Origin of the sequence: Corynebacterium tapiri (genome assembly GCF_006334925.1) — a bacterium.
GTDB classification, from domain to species: domain Bacteria; phylum Actinomycetota; class Actinomycetes; order Mycobacteriales; family Mycobacteriaceae; genus Corynebacterium; species Corynebacterium tapiri.
Genome location: NZ_VDHJ01000011.1, coordinates 1 through 21271 on the forward strand (window position 1 = coordinate 1; position 21271 = coordinate 21271).

19 protein-coding genes are annotated in these 21271 nt (G+C 65.9%); 8 read left to right on the forward strand and 11 right to left on the reverse strand.

Annotated elements, in window-relative coordinates; genetic code table 11:
• Positions 1–143: 143 nt before the first annotated feature.
• The 7 genes from mnhG to FHE74_RS08295 all read right to left on the reverse strand — a co-directional run bounded on the left by mnhG (position 144) and on the right by FHE74_RS08295 (position 8167).
• Positions 144–512: a monovalent cation/H(+) antiporter subunit G gene (mnhG, locus tag FHE74_RS08265; RefSeq protein ID WP_139466040.1), complete on the reverse strand. Its 369-nt coding sequence runs from the start codon at positions 510–512 to the stop codon at positions 144–146.
• Positions 509–787: a monovalent cation/H+ antiporter complex subunit F gene (locus FHE74_RS08270; RefSeq protein ID WP_139466041.1), complete on the reverse strand. Its 279-nt coding sequence runs from the start codon at positions 785–787 to the stop codon at positions 509–511. Before FHE74_RS08270 ends, mnhG begins: the two co-directional genes overlap by 4 nt.
• A complete protein-coding gene (locus FHE74_RS08275; RefSeq protein ID WP_139466042.1) occupies positions 784–1296 on the reverse strand; it encodes a Na+/H+ antiporter subunit E in 513 nt (170 codons plus the stop codon). Before FHE74_RS08275 ends, FHE74_RS08270 begins: the two co-directional genes overlap by 4 nt.
• Entirely contained in the window at positions 1293–3035 is a 1743-nt protein-coding gene (locus FHE74_RS08280) for a Na+/H+ antiporter subunit D (protein ID WP_139466043.1), read from the reverse strand. Before FHE74_RS08280 ends, FHE74_RS08275 begins: the two co-directional genes overlap by 4 nt.
• Positions 3028–3528, reverse strand: coding sequence for a Na(+)/H(+) antiporter subunit C (locus tag FHE74_RS08285; RefSeq protein WP_139466044.1), 501 nt, complete (start codon positions 3526–3528; stop codon positions 3028–3030). The genes FHE74_RS08280 and FHE74_RS08285 overlap by 8 nt, the downstream gene beginning before the upstream one ends.
• A gap of 3 nt (positions 3529–3531) precedes the next feature.
• The gene (locus FHE74_RS08290; RefSeq protein ID WP_139466139.1) at positions 3532–6588 is read right to left on the reverse strand and encodes a Na+/H+ antiporter subunit A; all 3057 of its coding nucleotides are present in this window, start codon (positions 6586–6588) and stop codon (positions 3532–3534) included.
• Between the two features lie 208 nt (positions 6589–6796).
• On the reverse strand, positions 6797–8167 hold the full coding sequence (locus FHE74_RS08295; RefSeq protein ID WP_139466045.1) for a dipeptidase: 1371 nt from the start codon (positions 8165–8167) through the stop codon (positions 6797–6799).
• A 223-nt stretch (positions 8168–8390) separates the two neighbouring features.
• On the opposite strand from FHE74_RS08295, the gene groL reads away from it, so the two are divergent.
• The 4 genes from groL to ppk2 all read left to right on the forward strand — a co-directional run bounded on the left by groL (position 8391) and on the right by ppk2 (position 11894).
• Positions 8391–10028 carry a chaperonin GroEL gene (groL, locus tag FHE74_RS08300; RefSeq protein WP_139466046.1) on the forward strand — a complete coding sequence of 546 codons (1638 nt, stop codon included), beginning with the start codon at positions 8391–8393 and terminating at the stop codon, positions 10026–10028.
• Between the two features lie 399 nt (positions 10029–10427).
• Entirely contained in the window at positions 10428–10601 is a 174-nt protein-coding gene (locus FHE74_RS10680) for a hypothetical protein (RefSeq protein ID WP_180339724.1), read from the forward strand.
• Positions 10602–10649: 48 nt separating this feature from the next.
• The gene (locus FHE74_RS08305; RefSeq protein WP_139466047.1) at positions 10650–10838 is read left to right on the forward strand and encodes a hypothetical protein; all 189 of its coding nucleotides are present in this window, start codon (positions 10650–10652) and stop codon (positions 10836–10838) included.
• Between the two features lie 156 nt (positions 10839–10994).
• Positions 10995–11894: a polyphosphate kinase 2 gene (gene ppk2 / locus FHE74_RS08310; protein ID WP_139466048.1), complete on the forward strand. Its 900-nt coding sequence runs from the start codon at positions 10995–10997 to the stop codon at positions 11892–11894.
• 335 nt (positions 11895–12229) lie between these two features.
• Here ppk2 and FHE74_RS08315 read toward each other — a convergent pair whose 3' ends face one another.
• From FHE74_RS08315 to FHE74_RS08325, 3 genes are read right to left on the reverse strand one after another with little or no spacing between them, the layout of a single operon-like run.
• Complete coding sequence (locus tag FHE74_RS08315) at positions 12230–16108, reverse strand: Pls/PosA family non-ribosomal peptide synthetase (protein WP_139466049.1); 3879 nt, start codon at positions 16106–16108, stop codon at positions 12230–12232.
• Complete coding sequence (locus FHE74_RS08320; RefSeq protein WP_139466050.1) at positions 16109–16528, reverse strand: MarR family winged helix-turn-helix transcriptional regulator; 420 nt, start codon at positions 16526–16528, stop codon at positions 16109–16111.
• Between the two features lie 56 nt (positions 16529–16584).
• Entirely contained in the window at positions 16585–16875 is a 291-nt protein-coding gene (locus FHE74_RS08325; protein ID WP_139466051.1) for a rhodanese-like domain-containing protein, read from the reverse strand.
• A 57-nt stretch (positions 16876–16932) separates the two neighbouring features.
• Here FHE74_RS08325 and FHE74_RS08330 point away from each other — a divergent pair, with 57 nt between their 5' ends.
• Positions 16933–17823, forward strand: a complete 891-nt coding sequence (locus tag FHE74_RS08330) for a hypothetical protein (RefSeq protein ID WP_139466052.1) — start codon at positions 16933–16935, stop codon at positions 17821–17823.
• Between the two features lie 186 nt (positions 17824–18009).
• Here the strand turns inward: FHE74_RS08330 and FHE74_RS08335 are convergent, their stop codons facing one another.
• Positions 18010–18486: an inorganic diphosphatase gene (locus FHE74_RS08335; RefSeq protein ID WP_139466053.1), complete on the reverse strand. Its 477-nt coding sequence runs from the start codon at positions 18484–18486 to the stop codon at positions 18010–18012.
• Between the two features lie 68 nt (positions 18487–18554).
• Here FHE74_RS08335 and FHE74_RS08340 point away from each other — a divergent pair, with 68 nt between their 5' ends.
• The 3 genes from FHE74_RS08340 to FHE74_RS08350 are packed head-to-tail and all read left to right on the forward strand — an operon-like array spanning position 18555 to position 21261.
• Positions 18555–19565 carry a FecCD family ABC transporter permease gene (locus FHE74_RS08340; RefSeq protein WP_246049241.1) on the forward strand — a complete coding sequence of 337 codons (1011 nt, stop codon included), beginning with the start codon at positions 18555–18557 and terminating at the stop codon, positions 19563–19565.
• Between the two features lie 11 nt (positions 19566–19576).
• The gene (locus FHE74_RS08345; RefSeq protein WP_139466054.1) at positions 19577–20497 is read left to right on the forward strand and encodes an ABC transporter substrate-binding protein; all 921 of its coding nucleotides are present in this window, start codon (positions 19577–19579) and stop codon (positions 20495–20497) included.
• Between the two features lie 53 nt (positions 20498–20550).
• Entirely contained in the window at positions 20551–21261 is a 711-nt protein-coding gene (locus tag FHE74_RS08350; RefSeq protein ID WP_246049242.1) for an ABC transporter ATP-binding protein, read from the forward strand.
• Positions 21262–21271 lie beyond the last annotated feature (10 nt).

A 21271-nucleotide genomic window follows, 5' to 3' on the forward strand; every position in this document is an offset into this window, starting at 1 on the left:
GCTGGGCCTGCTGAGCAGGTGGGTATCAATCTTGTGGGGGTGCAGTGACTCCAAACAGGTTGACATCCACCGTCGTGCAGAATTTTGCACTCGTAAGGGTGCGCGCGGGCACCCCGCGCCACCCAACAACCAGCGCGGAAAACTTACCCTCGGCGGCGGATAGAGCGCTCGGCGGGGGCGTCGTTACGCGAAGTCTCGCCGTACAGGCCCTCGCGGCGGGAGATGCGGCCGAGTCGCTGGGCGGTAATCGGGCTGGTCATCAGGGCGAAGATGACGAGGAGGGCGAGCATGCCCATGTCGCCACGCTCGGAGATCGAGAACTGTTCGGAGCCGGTAACGCGGATGACGGTTCCTAGGATCACCAGGATCAGGCCGGTGGTCTGGGGTTTGGTGATGGCGTGGACGCGGGACATCGTGTCGCGGAAGCGGACCACGCCGATGGCGGCCGAGAAGACGAAGAACGCGCCGATGGTGAGCAGGATTAGGGAGATGATGTCGGTAGCAAGACTCATTGGGCACCGTCCCTCTTGCGGAATCGTGCGACGGAAATGGAGGAGATGAAGCCGAGCAGGGCGACCACGAGCATGGCGTTGACCACGGTGGTGTCCAGGGTCCAGCAGATGAACACGCCCAGGGCGCATTGGAGCATGGCGACGAACCCGTCGAGGCCCACGATGCGGTCCATGGAGTCGGGGCCGACGACGATGCGCCAGACCACGATGATCATCGCCACGGCGATGAGCAGGGCGGGGATGAGCAGGAGCAGGTTGTAGAGGTCGGGATTCATGAGACCTTCTCAAAGATGTCGATCATGGCGCGCTCGAGGCGGGCTACGGAGGCGATCTCCCGCTCGAGGGCGGCGGGAGTGCCGGCGTCCAGGAAGTGGATGGTGAGCATGCGGTTGGCCACATCGATGTCGGTGATCGCGCCGCCGGGCTGCAGGTTGTAGGCGACGGTGGCGAGGTAAAGCACCAGCTCGTTGGACACACGCATGGGCACGCGGACGATGGCGGTGGTCGGGGGATCGGCTGGTCGCAACGCCAGCCACGCGACCTTCACCGAGGCCACCGCGAGCTCACCCAGCCAGCGGAAGATGAACACCACCAGCCGGCCCCAGCTAATGCTCAGCCCGCCGGTCGGCATGGCGGGCAGCGGCAGTCCCAGGACGATGAGCAGGCCGACGCCGATGCCGGCGAAGAGGTTGGCCCAGGTGATCTCGCCCATGAGCAGGCACCACATGATCACGATCCACAGGATGAAGCCTGGGCGCAGTCGGTTTCGGATGCGCGAGATCATTTCGTGGTACCTCCCGGGGTGTTGAGCTCGCCGCCCTCGTTGTTATCCAACGTGCCGGCGCGCTCGTCGATGGCGTCGGTGCCGTCGTCGAGACGCTCGGGGTCGAGCGTGCGGCCGGGTTCGCGGTAGTGCGTGCCCAGCACGGAGGTGCGGTAGATCTCCGGGTTTTGGGCGCTGGCGGCGGCGCGGTCGGTCACGGCGGCCAGCGGGCCGGCCACCAGGGTGATCGCGCAGGAGACTGCTACCAGGGTCAGGGTGGAGGCGAGCATGCCGAAGGGCATGCGGCCGACGTCGTCACGCTCGGTGAATTCGACCTCGTCGGTGACGTCCGCCAGCGGGGCCGGGCGCGCCATGGCCAGCGAGCCTTCCGGCGCATCCTTGCGGTCGCGCCAGAAGCCCTTGGACCAGACCAGCACCATGACGTAGAGGGTGAGCAGCGAGGTCGCTACGGCGCCGGCAACCAAGACCCAGGAGAGCCAGGTTCCGTGTTGAGCGGCGGCGTCGAGAAGCATGATCTTGCCCAGGAAGCCGGAGAACGGCGGGATGCCGCCGAGGTTGATGGCGGGGATCAGGTAGAGCGCGGCGATCAGCGGTGCGGTGTAGAGCAGGGAGCCGAGGCGGCGTAGCGACGACGTCCCGGCCTGCCGCTCGATAAGACCAACCACGAGGAACAGGGCCGTCTGCACGAGGATGTGGTGCACCGCGTAGAAGATGGCGCCGCCGAGGCCTTCCTCGTTGCCCAGGCCGATGCCGAAGATCATGTAGCCGATGTGGCTGACCAGGGTGAAGGAGAGCAGACGCTTGATGTCCGTCTGCGCCATCGCACCCAGGATGCCGATGACCATCGTGGCCAGCGCGACCCACAAGAAGAGGCCGTCGAAGAAGTCGGTGAGAAACACCGAGGAGCGCATGCGGATGATCGAGTAGACACCCACCTTGGTCAACAGGCCGGCGAAGATGGCGGTGACCAGTGAGGGGGCGGTGGGGTAGGAGTCGGGAAGCCAGGCATCCAGCGGGACCACGGCGGCCTTGATGCCAAAGGCCACCAGGAGGGTGCCAAAGATGGCGGCGCGGGTGCCGTCGGGCACGTCCTCCATGCGGATACCAATCTGCGCCATGTTCACCGTGCCCACCGCGGCGTAGACGCCTGCGATGGCCAGCAAGAAGATCATGGAGGAGACCATGGAGACGACCACGTAGCCAATACCGGCGCGCACACGACCCGGCGAGGCGCCCAGCGTGAGCAGCACATAAGAAGCCACCAGGAAGACCTCGAAGCCGACGTAGAGGTTGAACAGGTCGCCGGCGAGGAAGGAGAGGTTCACGCCCATGGTCAGCAGCAGGTAGGTCGGCTGGAACACGGCCACCGGCTCCTCGTTCTGGCCGTCGCGCACGCCCTGGGCGATGGCGAACCACATCACGCAGAACAACACGATCGAGCTGACGGCCAGCATGAGGGTGGCCAGGCGGTCGGCCACCAGCGTGATGCCCACGGGCGCATCCCAGCCACCCATCTGCAGGGTCTGAATGCCTTCCACGTCGGCCACCAGCACCAACGTGAGGTTGAGCACCAGCAGCAGGCCGAGCGTGAGCAGCGAGACGGCGCGCTGGACGTGCACCCAGTGCGCGGTCAGCAGCGCAATCGCGGCACCGACGGCGGGCAGCAGGATCGGCAGGGGAAGCAGCCAGGGCACCAGCGGCATGACCCAGGCGATGAAGTCGTACACGGCATTAGTCATCGTCGTTGGCCCCCTTCAGCGGTCCCTCGAAGGATTGCGGGCCGAAACTGTCGCCCGAGCGGGTGGGGCGGCCGGTCTCCGGGTCGTCGGAGGCGTCATGATCCGGCGCGGCCGAGGCCAGGCTGGAACGGGCGGCGATGGCGATGGCGGTGTCCTCTGCGTCGGTTTCCACGATGTCGGCGGTGCGGTAGCGGTACTGGCGGTAGATCAGCGCGAGAATGAACGCGGTCAGCGCCATGGAGATCACGATCGCCGTCAGGATCATCGCCTGCGCCAGCGGGTCGGCGATCTCGGGGCCGTAGTGCTCGTTGTCGCGGTTCATGATCGGCGGCGAGCCCGCCGCACCGCCGGACTGGAGGATGAGCAGGTTGGCGCCGTTGCCCAGGAGCAGCAGGCCCATGAGGATGCGGGTGAGCACCTTGTCCAGGATGAGGTACACACCGCACGCCACGAGTGCGCCCGCGGCGAGAAGGAGGACGAGGTTGGCTTCCATGGTCTAGTCGTCCCTTCGTTGGGTGCGGGTGGTCGAGTCGTGCGGGGAGGCGTCGTCCGGCTCGGTGGGATCCAGCGAGACGGTCTGCTTGCCGCGCGGGGTGGAGGGCAGGGGTCCCTGAGCGGGCGCTTCGGGCCCGGCCATGCGCTGCCCGGCGCGCAACGCTTCTCGACGCCTGTGGTGAGCAGCTCGTGCCAGCGAACGTGCCCGGTCGCGGGCGCGCTGCTTGCGCATCTCTTCCTCGTAGTCGAGCTGGCCGCCCATGGAATCCAGGATGTGCTTGATCAGGCCGACGACGATGATGTAGACGCCGGCGTCGAACACCAGCGCGGACGGCAGCGAGAAGTAGCCGATGAGCGGCAGCTCGGTGGAGTAGTAGTAGCTAGTCAGCGGGGGATCGCCCAGCAGCATGGGGCCGATGGCCGCTGCGGCCGAGATGATCAGGCCCACGCCCAGCATCTTGCCGGCGTCCACCGGCAGGGTTTCCTCCAGCTCGGCGCGGCCGCCGGCGAGGTAGCGCAGCGTGATCGCGAGTGCGGCGACCAGGCCACCGGCGAAGCCGCCGCCGGGCGCGTTGTGGCCGGCGAAGAAGAAGTAGAGCGAGAGCACCATCATGGAGGGGAACAGGATGCGGGTAGCAATGTCCACCATGATCGAGCGGTTCAGGGCGCGCTCCGGCTCGATGTCCGCGGCCAGCCAGCGGCGCCCCTCGGAGCGCAGCACCGGGCGGCGCGAGGGCCGGGCGAAGGAGCGGTTGCGGTAGATCAGGGAGGCCACGCCGGTGGCGGCGATGACCAGCACCGAGATTTCGCCAAAGGTATCCATGGCGCGCAGGTCCACCAGCAGCACGTTGACCGCGTTGGCGCCGTGGCCGATGTTCTCGGCCAGCTCGGGCATGTACACGCTCACCGGGGTGGCGGTGCGCGCGTTGATGGCAAACATGGTGACCACGGTGGCGCTTAAGCCCACGGCCACGGCCAGCCAGGCGCGCAGGCGGTTGGAGTCGCCGGAGGCCTTGAGGTTGGCGGTGGTGGGCAGCTTACGCAGGATGAGCATGAACACGGCGACGGAGATCGTCTCCACCAGCGCCTGGGTCAGAGCCAGGTCGGGTGCGCCGTGCAGCGCGAAGAGGGTGGCCATGCCGTAGCCGGTCACGCCGACCATCACCACAGCGGACAGGCGGTTGCCCAGGGTGGTGGCGGTCACCGCGGCCACGATGATGACAAAGGCCACGACCGCCTGCCAGGGGGTGTCCCAGAGGATCATGCGGACGTCGTTACGCTCCCCCAGCAGCAGCGAGATCACCGGCAGCAGAATGAGCACGATGAAGATCACGCCCAGGTTGGTGGTCAGCGAGCCGCGCTGGGTGGAGGCGGTCAGCTTCATGGAGATCACGCGCAGGAAGTGCAGGACGCGGTCGTAGGCGTGGTCGGCCGAGCCGAGCGCGGGGTATTCGAACTGCGCCTTGGCCACCACCGCGCGCTGCCAGTACATGACTGCGCCGGCGGCCAGGATGAAGGCGGTCAGCGCCAGCGGGATGGTGAAGCCGTGCCACAGCGCCAGGTGGGTGGCCTTTTCGCCTTCGGCAAGCGGGGCGACGGCATCCAGGTGCTGGGTCACCGCGTGATCCAGCGGGGCGGGCCACAGGCCCAGCAGCACGGTGGTCAGGGTGAGCACCAGGGGAGCCAGCCACAGGGTAGGCCCGACAGAATGCATCTTCTCCACGGCCTCGGAGGTCTGGCCATCCTTGGTGGCCAGCGCGCCGAAGAGCAGGTAGAGCGTGTAGGCCATCGTGAGTACCGAGCCGATCACCAGGCCCACCAGCAGGAGGTTGCCGGGCATGCCCACCAGCAGTTCCTCGTGCAGCACGGTGGTCAGCGCGGACTCCTTGGCTATGAATCCCAAGAACGGTGGCACGCCCGCCATGGACAGGCCGGAGACGATGGCCAGCCCGGCCAGGAGCGGCTGCTTGCGGCCCAGGCCGGAGAGCTTGCGGATGTCACGGGTGCCGGTGCAGTGGTCGATCACGCCGACGATCATGAACAGCGCGGCCTTGAACAGGGAGTGCGCAAAGGTCAGCGCCAGGCCAGCCTGCAGGGCATCGCGCGAGCCAATGGAGATCACCGAGACGATAAAGCCCAGCTGGGAGACGGTGCCGTAGGCCAGGATGAGCTTGAGGTCCTTTTGCTTCAGCGCCATCCAGCCGCCGAGCAGCATGGTGAACACGCCCAGCGAGATGACCACCAGGTGCCAGCCGGCCACGGTGTTAAAGCTGGGGCTGAGGCGCGCGACCAGGTAGATGCCGGCCTTGACCATCGCTGCGGAGTGCAGGTAGGCCGAGACCGGGGTCGGGGCGGCCATCGCGCCGGGTAGCCAGAAGTGCGCCGGGGCGATCGCGGACTTGGACAGCGCGCCAGCCAGGATGAGCACCACGGCCGGGAAGATGTAGGGGGTATCGCGCCAAGTGTCTATCGCCGCGATGTCGCTAAGCGTCCATGCCCCTGAGGTGGTGCCCAGCAGGATGATGCCCACCAGCATGGCCAGGCCACCCAGGGTGGTCACCATCAGGGCCTGGCCGGCGGAACGTCTGGAGGAAGCGCGCTCGCCGTAGTAGCCGACGAGCATGAAGGAGAGCACCGAGGTGATCTCCCAGAACACGTACATCAGCAGCAGGTTGTTGGAGATGACCAGGCCGTACATGACGCCGGCGAACCCGATGAGCTCGGTGCCAAACTTGGCCAGGCGCATGGGGTTGGAGTCGAAGTAACCCCAGCAGTAGAACAGCACGAGGGCGCCGACTCCCAGGATGATCAGCCCGAACAGTCCGGAGAGGGAGTCGAGGCGGAAGTCCAGGTTGAGGTGGGCCGAGGGCATCCACTCCACGGAGGTACTTAAGGCACCCCCATCGGCGAAGGTGCCCGCAGAAAACTGCAGCAGCAACCACACAAAGCCCGCTGCGGGGACGAGCGCGAGCAGCGCGAAGGCTGCGCGGCCCATCACCCGGATCAGCGGGGCGGCGAGGATGGTTGCGCCACACAGGGCGAAAAGGAGGAAGATCACGGCGCTAAGGCTCACCCCTTGGGAGATCGGCGTCTTTGACATGGCGGCGCGTTATCCCAGGCCAAGCGGGCGCGATCTTCTCACACGCCACGCACAGGCGTGGCTAACATGTGTCCCACTCTAGTCATAAGCCACGGTGGTGTAAAAGTTACTCCGTATTATATGGGGCGCGTGCGCGCCTCGCTCGCTTCTCGACGCCCCGGCTTACCTACTTGCCAAAGCGCAGCAGGAACAGCGCCTCGGCCGCAGCGATGGAGACGATCTCCTCGGGATCCACCGACTCGTTGGGGGAGTGGATGGTGGCCAGCGGCTCCTCGACGCCGTAGAGCGCGATCGCGGCATTCGGGTGAGCGGACTGCAGCACGGCGGTCAGCGGGATGGAGGCACCGCTGCCGATGAAGCCGACCTTCTCGGCGCCCTCCAGACCGTAGGCCTCAGCCAGGCACTGGGTGAGCAACTGGGTGGACTCGCCCTCGGTGTCGGTGGAGAAATGCGGGTTGACGTCAAACACATTGGTTTCCACCTGCGCGTTGAACGGCACGTGTGCCTTGAGGTGGGCAGCCAGCTTGTCCGCGGTGTCCTGCGGATCCAGGCCCACGGGCACACGCAGGTTGATGCGCGCACTGGCGGTAGCAGGCACGGCGTTGAGGGATTCGGCCACCGGGGTGGAGGTAAAGCCGGTCACGGTCACGGCCGGACGTGCCCAGACGAGGTCGGCGATCTTGTCGTCCTCGGTTCCTACGAGCTCCACGCCGTCGAGCACGCTGGCGTCGGTGCGGAAGGTGTCCACGTCGTAAGCCTCGCCAGACCAAACGCCGGTGGTGTCCACGCCGTCGATAACGGTGCGACCGGCGTCGTCGCGAAGCGAATCGAGCGCGCGGATGAGTGCGGCCACGGCGTCCGGGGCGCCGCCACCGAAGCTGCCGGAGTGCACCGGGGTTTTCAGCGTGTTCACGGTGATGTCCACCTGGGCACCGCCGCGCAGGCTGGTGGTCAGGGTGGGCTCGCCGACGGCGGCGTTACCGGTATCGGCGATAAGGATGACGTCGGCGGCAAAGAGTTCGGGGCGCTCGGAGATGAGGTTGTCTAGGCCGGCGCCGCCGCGCTCCTCGGAACCCTCGATGAGCACGGTGAGGTTCACACTCGGGCCACCGGCGGCCTCGACGGCACGCAGGGCGGCCAGGTGCATCACCAGGTTGCCCTTGCAGTCGGCGGCGCCGCGGGCGTACCAGCGGCCCTCGCGCTCGGTGAGGGTGAGCGGGTCGGAGATCCAGGCGTCGCGGTCGCCGACGGGAACGACGTCGTAATGCGAGTAGAGCAGCACGGTCGGGGCGTTCTCGGAGACGTCGCGGGTGCCGATCACCGTCGTCGAGCCGTCCGACGTCGGGTACTGCTCCACCTCGAGGCCGGCGCTTTCCAGGGCGCTGACTACCCAGTCGCGGGCCTGCGCGCAGTCCTGCTCCAGGCCGGGCTCGTTATGCACGGAGTTGAAGGAGCAGACCTCGGAGAGATCCTGGAAGATGCGCTCGCGGTCGCCGGCGACGTGGGAGCGAATGGAATCAGTAGTTGCGTCAGTCATAGACGCCAAGGGTACGCCCCTTCGTTCTTGCACTCACTAGTCTCGACTGCTAAAAATGGCCCTAGCACTTAGACCCCTACAGTGCCAGATGCTTCCGAGGGTGAGGCTGGACAAAGTCACACTCGCCAGCCGTGCCGTCGCGGGCGCCTCGCGGGAGCGGACGTTTGCACCGAGTGTCGTCCTTTAATCACGTCACAGACAAACAAGGAGCTACACAGAACTTATGTCCAAGATCATTGCTTTTGACGAGGAAGCACGCCGCGGCCTCGAAAAGGGTCTGAACACCCTGGCAGATGCCGTTAAGGTCACCCTGGGCCCGAAGGGTCGCAACGTCGTTCTGGAGAAGTCCTGGGGCGCGCCGACCATTACTAACGACGGCGTTTCCATCGCCAAGGAGATCGAGCTCGAGGATCCCTACGAGAAGATCGGCGCCGAGCTGGTCAAGGAAGTAGCCAAGAAGACCGACGACGTCGCCGGTGACGGCACCACCACCGCTACCGTTCTGGCTCAGGCACTGGTGTCCGAGGGCCTGCGCAACGTGGCCGCCGGCTCCAACCCGATGGGCATCAAGCGCGGCATCGAGGCCGCCACCGAGAAGGTGCGCGACTCCCTGCTGTCCGGCGCCAAGGAGGTCGAGACCGAGGAGCAGATCGCGCAGACCGCTGGCATCTCGGCTGCTGACCCGGAGATCGGCAAGCAGATCGCTCGCGCCATGTACGCCGTGGGCAACGGCTCCGTGAACAAGGACTCCGTAATCACCGTCGAGGAGTCCAACACCTTCGGCGTGGACCTCGAGGTCACCGAGGGCATGCGCTTTGACAAGGGCTACATCTCCGGTTACTTCGCCACCGACGTGGAGCGCCAGGAGGCCGTCCTGGAGGACCCGTACGTGCTGCTGGTCTCCTCCAAGATCTCCAACATCAAGGACCTGCTGCCCCTGCTGGAGCAGGTCATGCAGTCCGGCAAGCCGCTGCTGATCATCGCCGAGGACGTCGAGGGCGAGGCCCTGTCCACCCTCGTGGTCAACAAGATTCGCGGCACCTTCAAGTCCGTCGCCGTGAAGGCCCCGGGCTTCGGTGACCGCCGCAAGGCTCAGCTGCAGGACATGGCCATCCTTACCGGCGGCCAGGTCATCTCCGAGGAGGTGGGCCTCAACCTCGAGACCGCCGACCTCTCCCTGCTGGGTTCCGCCCGCAAGGTCGTGGTGACCAAGGACGAGACCACCATCGTGCAGGGTGGCGGCTCCGCCGAGCAGATCGAGGGTCGCGTGAAGCAGATCCGCGCCGAGATCGAGAACTCCGACTCCGAGTACGACCGCGAGAAGCTGCAGGAGCGCTTGGCCAAGCTGGCCGGCGGCGTGGCTGTGCTCAAGGTCGGCGCTGCCACCGAGGTGGAGCTCAAGGAGCGCAAGCACCGCATCGAGGACGCCGTGCGTAACGCCAAGGCTGCCGTTGAGGAGGGCATCGTCCCCGGTGGTGGAGTTGCTCTGCTGCAGGCCGCCAAGGTCCTGGAGGACAACCTGGGCCTGTCCGGCGACGAGGCTACCGGCGTGAAGATCGTCCGCGAGGCTCTGTCCGCTCCGCTGAAGCAGATCGCCTTCAACGCTGGCCTGGAGCCGGGTGTGGTGGCCGACAAGGTGGCTAACCTCCCGGCTGGCGAGGGCCTGAACGCCGCTACCGGCGAGTACGTGGACATGATGTCCAACGGCATCCTGGATCCGGCTAAGGTGACCCGCTCTGCTCTGCAGAACGCCGCCTCCATCGCCGCCCTCTTCCTCACCACCGAGGCTGTGGTGGCCGACAAGCCGCAGCCGGCTGGCGCTGCTCCGTCCCCGGAGGACATGGCCGGTATGGGCATGTAAATAGGTGGCTGGGGCATCGCTTATCGACGCCCCTCCGCTCACCGTTTAGCTCCCCGCACACCGCGTAGGTGGCGGGGAGTTTTTGTTTTTGAAACTAAAACGACATTGGCGTGGGGTATAGAGGGGTAAGTAGTTAAGGCTCATAAGGCGCATCTAGAAGAGCATGCGGACAGGTGTCCAAATATGTGTACTACCTGTGAGGATAGGTCTGTCCTATGCTCTGGCCTGCGCGAATATATGCGTTATGTAAGCGTTATTCACGTAGAGTTCACAGATAAAGCCCGATTTATAGCTTGACGTAGGTGGACACAATCGTGTTTAGTATCCAACTGAGACGCCACCCGGTGTCGCATCTACACGTTGTCCGGCATCTTGCTGGCTAATATGCAAGGAGATCTCATGGATCTGAAGCTCATCTCTGACCTGCTCGGTGACTTCGACAAGTTCGCTAACGCATTCGCAGACCTGCTGAAGGCTCCGGCTGCTGTTGCTGGCCTGATCGAGAACACCGCTGAGCTGTCCTACAACGGCTCCGTCGCCGCTGACAGCTTCTCCTCCTTCCTGTCCTCCTAAAAGCACCCAGCTTTCAGGTTAAGCCTCTCTAACATCTAAGGAATTAACATGCTGCTTTCTTCCCTCTCCTCCGCTGTTGAGCCGACCGACCCGTCCCTGCCGCTGAGCCTCTCCTCCGTTGCTGCTCTGGCTTCCTCCGAGGACTCCATCTTCGGCCGCATCGCTGAGAACTTCGGCAACCTGGGCGACTTCGTTGGCGCCATCGGCGACCTGGCTGGCCTGGCTGCCAAGCTCTAAGCTTTCTGCGCTCTAGCGCAAAGCTGAAATCAAAGACCTCCGCCCTTTGGGCGGAGGTCTTTTGTGCATCTGTCTGGGGTTTTACTTGCAAGTGACTTTGCAGGTAATCGCCGTGCTAGCGAGCCGAATTCCTGACTGATGACTACACTTGAACGCATGGCTGACACGACGCACGACGAGCTACCCCTGATCGACTTGGCGGCCACCGAGGGGTACGTGGTTGACGACTCCGACGAGGACGATCCCGTCCTCCTGCGTCCCGATGGCACCCCGGTAGATACCTGGCGCGAGAACTACCCGTATGAGGAGCGCATGACGCGCGAGGAGTACGACGTGCTCAAGCGTAAGCTCCAAATCGAGCTGCTGAAGTTCCAGAACTGGACCAAGGAAACCGGCCAGCGCCACATCATCCTCTTCGAGGGTCGCGACGCCGCCGGCAAGGGCGGCACGATTAAGCGTTTTAACGAGCATCTCAACCCCCGTGGTGCACGCACCGTCGCTTTGGCCAAGCCCAGCCCGCGCGAGTCCACCTCGTGGTACTTCCAGCGCTACATTAAGCACTTCCCGTCGGCAGGCGAGATCGTCTTCTTCGACCGCTCTTGGTACAACCGTTCAGGTGTGGAGCGCGTCATGGGCTTCTGCACCGAGACCCAGCACGCCGAGTTCCTGCGTGAGGTCCCCATGCTGGAGAACATGCTCTTAGGCTCCGGCATCTCGCTGACCAAGTTCTGGTTCTCCGTCACGCGTCGCGAGCAGCGCACCCGCTTTGCCATCCGCCAAGTCGATCCCGTGCGTCAGTGGAAGCTCTCGCCAATGGACCTGGCCTCCCTGGATAAGTGGGACGACTACACCTGGGCCAAGGAGGAGCAGTTCCGCTACACGGATACGGAAGAGTCCCCCTGGATCACTATCAAGTCGAATGACAAGAAGCGCGCCCGCATCAACGCCATGCGCTACATCCTGAGCAAGTTCGAGTACACCAACAAGGACCACGAGGTCGTTGGTGAGCCCGACCCGCTGCTGGTCAAGCGAGGCCGCGACCAGATCGGAGACTAGATTCCGGCCCTGGTCGACCCGAAGTAATCAGCCTGGCTTCCGGTCGACCAGGGACGGTCGCCGCCAACACGCGACCTGGGCTTTTAGCTACCAAAACTCCAGCTCTGGTCGACCCGAAGTAATCTGCGTGGCTTCCGGTCGACCACGCATGCTTCCGGTCGACACCTAGAGCACGTTCGTTGCCCGCGACCTGGGCTTTTGATTCACCAAAACCCGCTTAGTGTCGACCGGAAGCGCACTTGCCTCGGAAGAGAAACCAATATGTCAAGGCAGAAAGCCCGCGCGGGCCTTCAACTCAATGCTGGGCAAGGGAAGCGTCGATAAGCGAGAATCCCCTAGATCCTCCGCGGCTCGATGGGGTTGCCTTGCCAGGAGGAGCCGGCGGGGACCTGGTCGCCACGCATGACCAAGGAGCCGGGGCCGACCACCGCGCCTTCGCCCACGTGGGAGGCGGGCAGCATCACCGAGTGTGCGCCGAGGGTGGCGCCGGGGGCGAGGGTGACGGTGTCCAGGCTCATCACGCGATCCTGGAACAGGTGAGTCTGCACCACCGTGCCCGGGCCGACCGTGGCTCCGCGGCCGATGTGGCACAGGTCGGTTTCAGGAAGCCAGTACGTCTCCACCCACGCGCCGCGGCCGATCTTGGCACCCAGCAGGCGCAGCGCGATGTTGTGCTCACCGGTGCCCACCGCGTGGACAAAGAACCACGGCGCGGCCACGGCCTCGATGAAGGCATCCTGCAGCTCGTTGAGCCACACAAAGCTGCTAAAGAGCGCGTGGTCTCCCGGGCGATGCGCGCCCACGCACACCCACTTGGCCACCACGGCGATGGCCACGGCGAGCGCGCCGCCGAGCATCCAGATCACCCCGCCGAGCGCGAACATCGCGCCCAAGCCGAGGCGAGCGTGCACGTAGTGGGCCGCACCCAGGCACAGTGCCAGGATCATGGCGCTGGCCATGGGGGCTAGTAGGCGCAGCGTCTCGATGCATCCGCGCATGATCTTCACCGAGCGGGTCGGGGAGTAGGTGCGGGTCTCGCCATCCTCGGCGCTGTTGGCCACCCGGCGCATGCGCTCCGGCGGAGAACCCCACCAGTTGGAGCCGGCCTTGGCCTTCTTGGGCGTGGAGGACTGCACCGCCACCAGGGAGTTCTTGGGCAGCTTGCGGCCCGGGTGGGTGATCGAGGAGTTGCCCAGGAAGGAGCGTTTACCGATCACCGTCTCACCGGTAAAGGTCCAACCACCGCCGAGCTCGTAGCCGCCGACCATGGTGTCGTCGGCCAGGAAGGCGCCGTCGCGGACCTCGGTGAGCGCGGGCACCATGACGGCGGTGGAGATTTCCACGTCCTGGCCCACGCGGGCACCCAGAGCACGCATCCACTTCGGGGTGAGCTGGCCGGCATACAGCGGGAAGAGGACGGTGCGAGCCTCGTCCATGAGCCGCTCGGTGGTCCACAGCTTCCAGCCTTGGGCCGAGCGCACCGGGGCCACGCCAGGGCGCAGGCCGCGACCGCACAGGCGCACACCGATGAGTGTCATGAGCGCGTAGGCGGCCATGAACACCAGCGCGCCGATGGGGGCGAAGAGTACCGCTCCCACATATGGGTTGCCGCCGGTGGCCGCGACCAGGCCGAGCGTGGCAGCGATGCCCAGGCCGGCGGCAATCACCGGCTGAGCAGACAGCGCCACCGAGGTCGCGCCGAACACCCAGACCCAGCGGCTGCGACGCGGCGGGTGATAACCCGGGAAGCGATGCTTGGAGCGGCCCACCTTCACCGCCGGCGAGCCCGCCCAGCGCGAGCCCGCCTTGACCCGGCTGCCCGGCATGAGCGTCGAGCCTGCTTCGAGGTGAGCGCCGGCCGCCACCGAGGTGCCCGGCAGCAGGGTGGAGCGGGTGCCCACGCGGGCGTTCGCACCGATGCTGATGCGCCCCACGCGCAGGATGTCCCCGTCCAGCCAGTAACCGGACAAGTCCACCTCGGGCTCGACGGAGCAGTGCTTGCCCAAAGAGAGCATGCCGGTCACCGGGGGCAGCGAGTGCAGATCCACACCTCGCTTGACCTTCACGCCTAGGAAGCGGGCGTAGTAGTTCACCCAGGTCGAGCCGGCAATATCGCGCGAGCCCGAGGCGTCCGCCCAGCGCTCGGCGGCCCACACCCGCAGGTGGGCCGCGCTGCCGCGCCGATAAGTACCGGGGCGGATGCCGGCGGTGAGCATGCGCGCACCGATCGCGCCGATGGGCAGACGACCGAGCGGGGTGGCAAAGACGACCACCAACAGGATCGCCAGCCACCACGGTGTGTGCACCGCCCAGGGCATGCCCAGCGAGTGGGCCGCGGTGGAGATCAGCGCGAACCAGGCTAGCGGGGTGGCGGCGTACAGAGTCATCACTGCGAGGTTGATCAGCGTCTGGGCCACGCGGGCGCGTCGCTTGACCGGACGCACCCGGCGCACCTTCTTCGGGCGCTGGTGCTGCAGGCTGACCCCGTTGTTGGCGGCCACTTCCTGGATGTGTTCGGCCAGCGCGCCCAGGCGCGGGTGGTCGTAGAGGTCGCGCACGGCGATGGTGGGCACGCGCTCGCGGATCTTGGCGATCAGCGAGGACGCCGCCAGCGAGGACCCACCCAGCTCAAAGAAGTCATCATCCGGGCCGCTCACACTCGTAGCCAGGATGTCCACCCACAGCTGCGCCAGCCACGCCTCGGTGGCGGTCATCGCGCCCTCGTCCACACGCGTATCCGGCAGCGGCCACGGCAGGGCCTTCTTGTCCACCTTGCCTGAGGTGCGCACCGGCAGCTCGTCCATCACGCACACGCGCGGCACCAGGGCAGCCGGCATGGACTCGACCAGGCGGTGCGCGGCCTGTTCGTGGTCGAACCCGCGCTCCGGGTGCTCCAGCGACACGTACGCCACCAGCACCTTCTGGTCCGCGCCGGTGGTCTGGACGGCGACGGCGGAGTTGTACACGTTCTCAAGCTTGGCGACGGCCGCCTCCACCTCGCCCAACTCAATACGGCGCCCGCCGATCTTGACTTGATCGTCCACGCGCCCCACAAAGGCCAGGCCCTCGACCAGCAGGCGAACGTGATCACCCGTGCGGTAGGCCCGCTCCCACCCCAACTTCGGGGCCGGGGCGTACTTCTCCGCGTCCTTTTCCGGGTCCAGGTAGGAGGCCAGGCCGACTCCGCCGATGACCAGCTCGCCGACCTCGCCCATCGCAACCTGGTTGCCTTCGGTGTCCACGACGGCGAGATCCCAGCCGTCGAGAGGCAATCCAATGCCCACATCCAGGCCGGGGTAGAGGCGCTGTGCGCTGGCCACCACGGTGGCCTCGGTGGGACCGTAGGTGTTCCACATCTCGCGATCCGGCGTGGCCAGGCGCTCGACCAGCTCCTGGGAGCAGGCCTCGCCACCGACGATGAGCAAGCGCACGTTATCCAGGGCCTCGGCGGGCCACAGGCCGGCCAGGGTGGGCACGGTGGAGACCACGGTGATGTCGCGACGAATCAGCCACGGGCCCAGGTCCATGCCCGAGCGCACCAGCTTGCGCGGGGCCGGAACCAAGCAGGCTCCATGCGCCCAGGCCAGCCACATCTCCTCGCAGCTGGCGTCGAAGGCCACCGAGAGGCCAGCCAGCACGCGATCCTCCGGGCCGAGCGGGTTGTCCTGGCAGAACAGGCGCGACTCGGCATCCACAAAGGCGGCCGCGGAACGATGCGAAACCGCCACGCCCTTGGGCTTGCCCGTCGAGCCGGAGGTGAAGATGATCCACGCCGTGTCATCCGGTTGCGGGCGCAGCGTATCCGCCCGGTGGCGCTTGCCCAGCGGGGAGAGCATGCGCAGGCCCTCGTCGGTAAACAGGGCATCGATGCCAGCCTCGGTGAACACGAGCTCGGCGCGCTCATCCGGGTCGTCCGCATCTACGGGCACGTACGCGCAGCCGGCGGCGATGGTGGCCAGGATGGCCAGGTACAGGTCGCGCCTGCCCGAGGTCATACGCACACCAATACGGTCGCCGCGCCGCACGCCCTGCGCGTGCATCTCGCCCACCATCGCGTCGATGGTGAGCATGAGCTCGGAGTAGGTGGTTACCTCGCCGTCGTCGATAGCCGCGGCCTCCGGGTGGGCCTCCGCCGTGTCGGCAAGAATGTCATACAGCGTGCGTACCGGGGCGGCCTCGTCCCCGCGCAAGTACTGAGCTGGGATGGAAGCCACTTAGTCCTCCACGGCCTTGGCCAGCTTGCGCACGTGTTTGAGCTGCTTGGTGTTGTCCTCGCCCAGGGCCTCCAGCTCGGCGGCGTTGACCAGCTCAAGCAGCTCGGCGTGCGCCTTGCGCCCCTTCTTCGACGCGGTCACGATCTGCCGACGCCGGTCCTTCGGATCTCGCTCGCGCTTGGCCCATCCACGTTGCTCCAGGGCGTCGATAAGCCTCACGATGTCCGACGCATCAATGCCGAGCGCCTCCGAGAGCGACGCCTGGCTGGCCGCGTCCGCCTCCACGAGGCACGACAGCGTCCAGTACGCGCGCACGCCGAGGTCCTTGGTGCTCAGCGCGGCCTCGACCGCGTCGCGAGTCCGGCGACGCAGGCGCTCGAGCTGGAACAGGGGAGAGTTAAGCAGGGAATCCGGGATCATGGGTGGTTATGGTAGCGCCACAACCGTTGTTTCCGGGAATCATGGGGGAGTTCCCACTATTCGGTGGGCAAGTTGAGCGCGACCCACGCGTCGGTGCCGCCCTCCACGTTGATGACCTCCGCGTCCGTGGCCTGCTCCAAAAACTCGCCCGCGCGTGCCGAACGCCCACCAGACTTACAAATCACATACACCGGCAGAGTCGTATCGATCTCGCCTACGCGCCCCGTGAACTCACTCAACGGGATGTTGGTGGCCTGCGCGGCGTGCACCGCGGCAAACTCATCAGGCTCACGCACGTCAATGAGCCGGACGTTCTGGGGGACTTCCTGCGGCTGAATGTTCTGCATGCCCGCGAGTCTAACCACGTGGGGAACCGCTGGGTGGTTTGCGAGGTCTAAGTGGGTATGGAGATTCCAGTACGAGTTCCCGACTGCGCGGCCCACATGATCACTGCTCCCGACGCTCGGGATGACATTGTGTGGCTGACCAAGACTATTGGTCTTCCGCGGGCGGTATACGAACGGCTTTCTCCGTGGCAATGGGAACATGCCATGGCTTGGGCTGTTGCAAGATCGGCAAAATCCTCCGTGGTGACCGGGACGGCTGCACTATGCCTATACGGAATTGGTTACTTCGGCCGATCTACCTGCGTGGACCTTCACTTGCCTGGAACCATGAGGGCAAAATCCGCGAATCGCAGCTCGCACTACGCTCGCTATCACTCTGCTTACTTGGGGGACGACGAGTATCAGGAAGTTAACGGCATGCGGGTTGTCTGGCCTTGGCGCGCTGCACGCGACGTGGCTTTGTATAGCTCGGATCTCGCCGGGATTGTGGCCATGGACATGGTGCGTTTGGCCTGCGGGAACGTAAGCTCGCGAATCCTCGGTGCGCGCCGCTATCCCGGCAAAGCGCGTATACGGGCGTTGCTTGAGCGGTCGGTTGGGGTATCAGAGAGCGTGATCGAATCGTGGGGGCGTGTGCTTCTCGAGGATTCCGACATCACCTGTGAGATTAAGTGTCAAGTGCGCATCCGCTGCTCCGACGGTGCGCTCTATCGCGTGGACATGCTTATCGACGGCTGGCTCATCCTCGAATTCGACGGCATGCTCAAATATTCCACCCAGGATGATCCCAAGCGGGAGGCCCGACGCCAGCACTCCCTGACCAACACCGGTTACGGAATCCTGCGCATAGAGTACCGCCACCTGCGGGAAGGCATTTTTGTGGACATGGTCCGCCAGGCCCTCTCGCGCGGTCCGGGTTTCAGGCCGGGTTCTTGGTCGATTCGCTAGGGTCTGGTCGACCGGAAGATCGGGTGGTTGCTTCGCGTCGACCAGGGGTGGTTGCGGGCAAACCAAAACCCCAGGTCGCGCGCTGCGAAACCTGGGGTCTGGTCGACCGGAAGATCGGGTGGTTGCTTCGCGTCGACCAGGGGTGGTTGCGGGCAAACCAAAACCCCAGGTCGCGCGCTGCGAAACCTAGCCCTGGTAGCGGGCGATGGCCTCGTCGTGGATCTTGACGGCCTCGTCGCGGCCGCCCCAACCGGATCCGGAGACCTCCTTACCCGGCTCCAGGTCCTTGTAGTGCACGAAGAAGTGCTCGATCTCGTCGCGGGTGAACTCGGAGATGTCGTTAATGTCCTGGAGGTGGTCGAAGCGGGGGTCGTCAAGCACGCAGAGGAGCTTGTCGTCGCCGCCGGCCTCGTCGGTCATCTTGAACACGCCGACGATGCGGGCGCTGACGATCACACCCGGGAAAACGGGCTCGGGCATGATGATCAGGGCATCGAGCGGGTCGCCGTCCTCGCCGAGAGTGTGCTCGATGAAGCCGTAGTCGGCGGGGTAGGCCATGGGAGTAAACAGGTAGCGGTCGAGGTGAACGCGGCCGGTCTCGTGATCGACCTCGTACTTGTTGCGCGAGCCCTTGGGGATTTCGACGGTGACGTCTACCTTCATGGTGACCTCTCTGTAATCGGGGAGTATCTTCGCGCTCAACCCTACCGCCTACCAGCAGGAGCCCACACGTGGATGTACTTGGCATCAAGCAGGCCAACTCCCGGGCGCTCCTCATCGGCCTCGCCCTCACAGTCGCGCTCCTCACAGCCATGGTGCTGGGCGTGATGATCGGCTCGGTCGAGCTGACCCCAACCCAGGTGTGGCAGGCGCTCACGGGCAGTGCTGATCCCATGACGCGCGCAATCGTGTGGGAGATCCGCCTGCCGCGTGTGATCCTCGGCGCGCTGGCGGGTGCGGGCCTGGCGTTGGCGGGCCTGCTCATGCAGGTGCTGGTGCGCAACGTGCTTGCCGACCCCTATGTGCTCGGCATCAACTCCGGCGCCAGCGTCGGTGCGGCCGGTGCCATGCTCTTCGGCCTGGGTGCCCAGCTTGGCGACTACGCCCTCCAAGCCAGCGCCTTCGCCGGCGCTCTTGCTGCCAGCGCCCTCATCTTCGCCCTGGCCGGCCGGGGCATGAGCCACCTGCGCCTGCTCATGGCGGGCGTGGCAGTCGGTTACGCGCTCTCGGCGGCCACCAGCTTCCTCGTGTTCGCCTCCGACTCGGCCGAGGGCGCGCGCTCGGTGATGTTTTGGCTGCTCGGCTCGCTCGGCCTGGCACGTTTTGGTGGGCCTTTGCTGGTGGTGGCGGTGGTCGTCGTCACGGCGCTGGCGGCCACCATGAAATACGGTCCGCTTCTCGACGCCCTTTCCCTCGGAGATGACACCACCCACGCATTGGGTCTTAACCCGGAAAAGCTGCGCAAGCTGGCACTGGTGGGTGTGTGCTTGTTGGTCGGAGCCCTGGTCGCGATGGTCGGATCCATTGGGTTTGTCGGACTGATTGTGCCGCATGTGGCAAGAAGGTGTGCGGGGGCGGTGCATCGTCGCAACGCAATAATCACCGCGCTATTGGGGGCGGTGCTGCTGGTGGTGGCGGACCTGGCTGCGCGCACGCTGATGTCGCCGCAGGAGCTGCCCATTGGCATCATCACCGCGCTGGTGGGGGCGCCGTTCTTGTTGATACTCGTTCGCAAACTCTAGAGTCAGCAAGTATGCGATCCCTAACTTCCCTTGCCGTGATACTTGCTTCAGCGGCAGCCCTGACCAGCTGTGCGAATACGCAGGAGGAGGCGAAGATCACCAACTGCGGGCACCCCGTCAACCTGCAGAAAGCGCCAGAGCGGGTCACGCTGCTGGCCCCGCACTCAGTAAACACGCTGGCTGCGCTCGGTGTGCTGGATAAGGTCACGGCCAAGGCGGGCAAGTATCCCGAGCAGCTGTACTCGCCGGAGACGAACGCGCAGCTGGCCAAGGTGCCCACGCTGACCGATGAGCTGGACCCCTCCGGTCACTTGAACATCGGTCGCGAGGAGGTCGTGGCCACCAACCCGGACCTGGTGATCGGCTACACCGACCAGGTCACTCCGCAGACGATGGGCAACACCCCGGTGGTCACCGAGCCGGTGTTCTGCGAGGGGGCTCACGACCCTGCCAGCTGGGACAGCGTGACCCAGGAGGTCGAGCTGTACGGCCAGATCTTCGACCGGGAGGACAAGGCGCGCGAGGTCAACGAGCAGATCAAGCAGCAGGTCGCGCAGATTAAGAAGGTGGATCGCCCGCTCAAGGTGGCGGTGCTGTACCCGTCGGTCGGCGGCGGGGTGACCTATGCCTACGGGTCGGCATCGATGGCCACCCCGGTGGTGGAGACGGCCGGCCTGGACAACGTGTTCGGGGACGTTAATGAGCGGGTGTTTGAGGTGTCGGCGGAGCAGATCGTCGCCAAGCAACCCGACGTCATCGTCGCGCTGTACCAGAGCGGCGACCCGGTGGAGTCCGTGCGTGCGTTGCCGGGAGCGGAGACCATCCCCGCAGTGCAGAATGACAAGATCATGGCGCTGCCCATGAACTACGCCGAGCCGCCCGGGCCGCTGGCCGTCGAGGGCGCGCGCCGGGTGGCTGAGTTCGCGCGATGATCCGCGGGCGGGATCTGGGCCTCGAGCGCGGCGGCCACACAGTCCTCGAGGGCGTGGACATCCACGCTGCCGACGGGGAGATCGTGGGCGTGGTGGGCCCCAATGGCTCCGGCAAGTCCAGCCTGCTCGCCCTGCTGTACGGGGCGCTCAAACCCTCGCGCGGCAGCGTGGAAATCGGCGGTGAACCGCTTACCGACCTATCTGCCGCCGAGCGGGCGCGCCGGGTGGCCGTGGTGGCACAGAACACCGACATGCACCTGCCGCTGAGCGTGGCCGAGGTGGTCAACCTGGGGCGCCTGGCCCACCGCACCAGCGCACGGGTCAACGAGCAGGCGGTCACGCAGGCCCTGGAGGCCGTCAACCTGCTCGATCGCGCCCGCGACTCCGTGCTGGACCTCAGCGGTGGCGAGCGCCAGCGCGTGGCCATCGCGCGCGGGCTTGCACAACAGGCGCGCTCGATGCTGCTGGACGAGCCCACCAACCACCTCGATGTGCGCCATCAGCACGAGGTCATGAGCACGATCCGCCGGCTGCCCTGCGCGGTGGTGGTGCTGCACGACCTCAACCTGGCCGCGCGCTACTGCGATCGCATCGTGGCGCTGGACGGCGGACGCGTGGTGGCCCAAGGAACGCCGCACGAGGTGCTCGTGCCGCAGGTGATCGAGCCGGTCTACCGGGTGCGCGTGGACGTGCGTGAGTTTGCCGACGCGCCCGATCTGGCCTTCAGCCTGCCGGACACCCCTGCGCGCCGGGCAACGGACTAGGGTTAGGCGC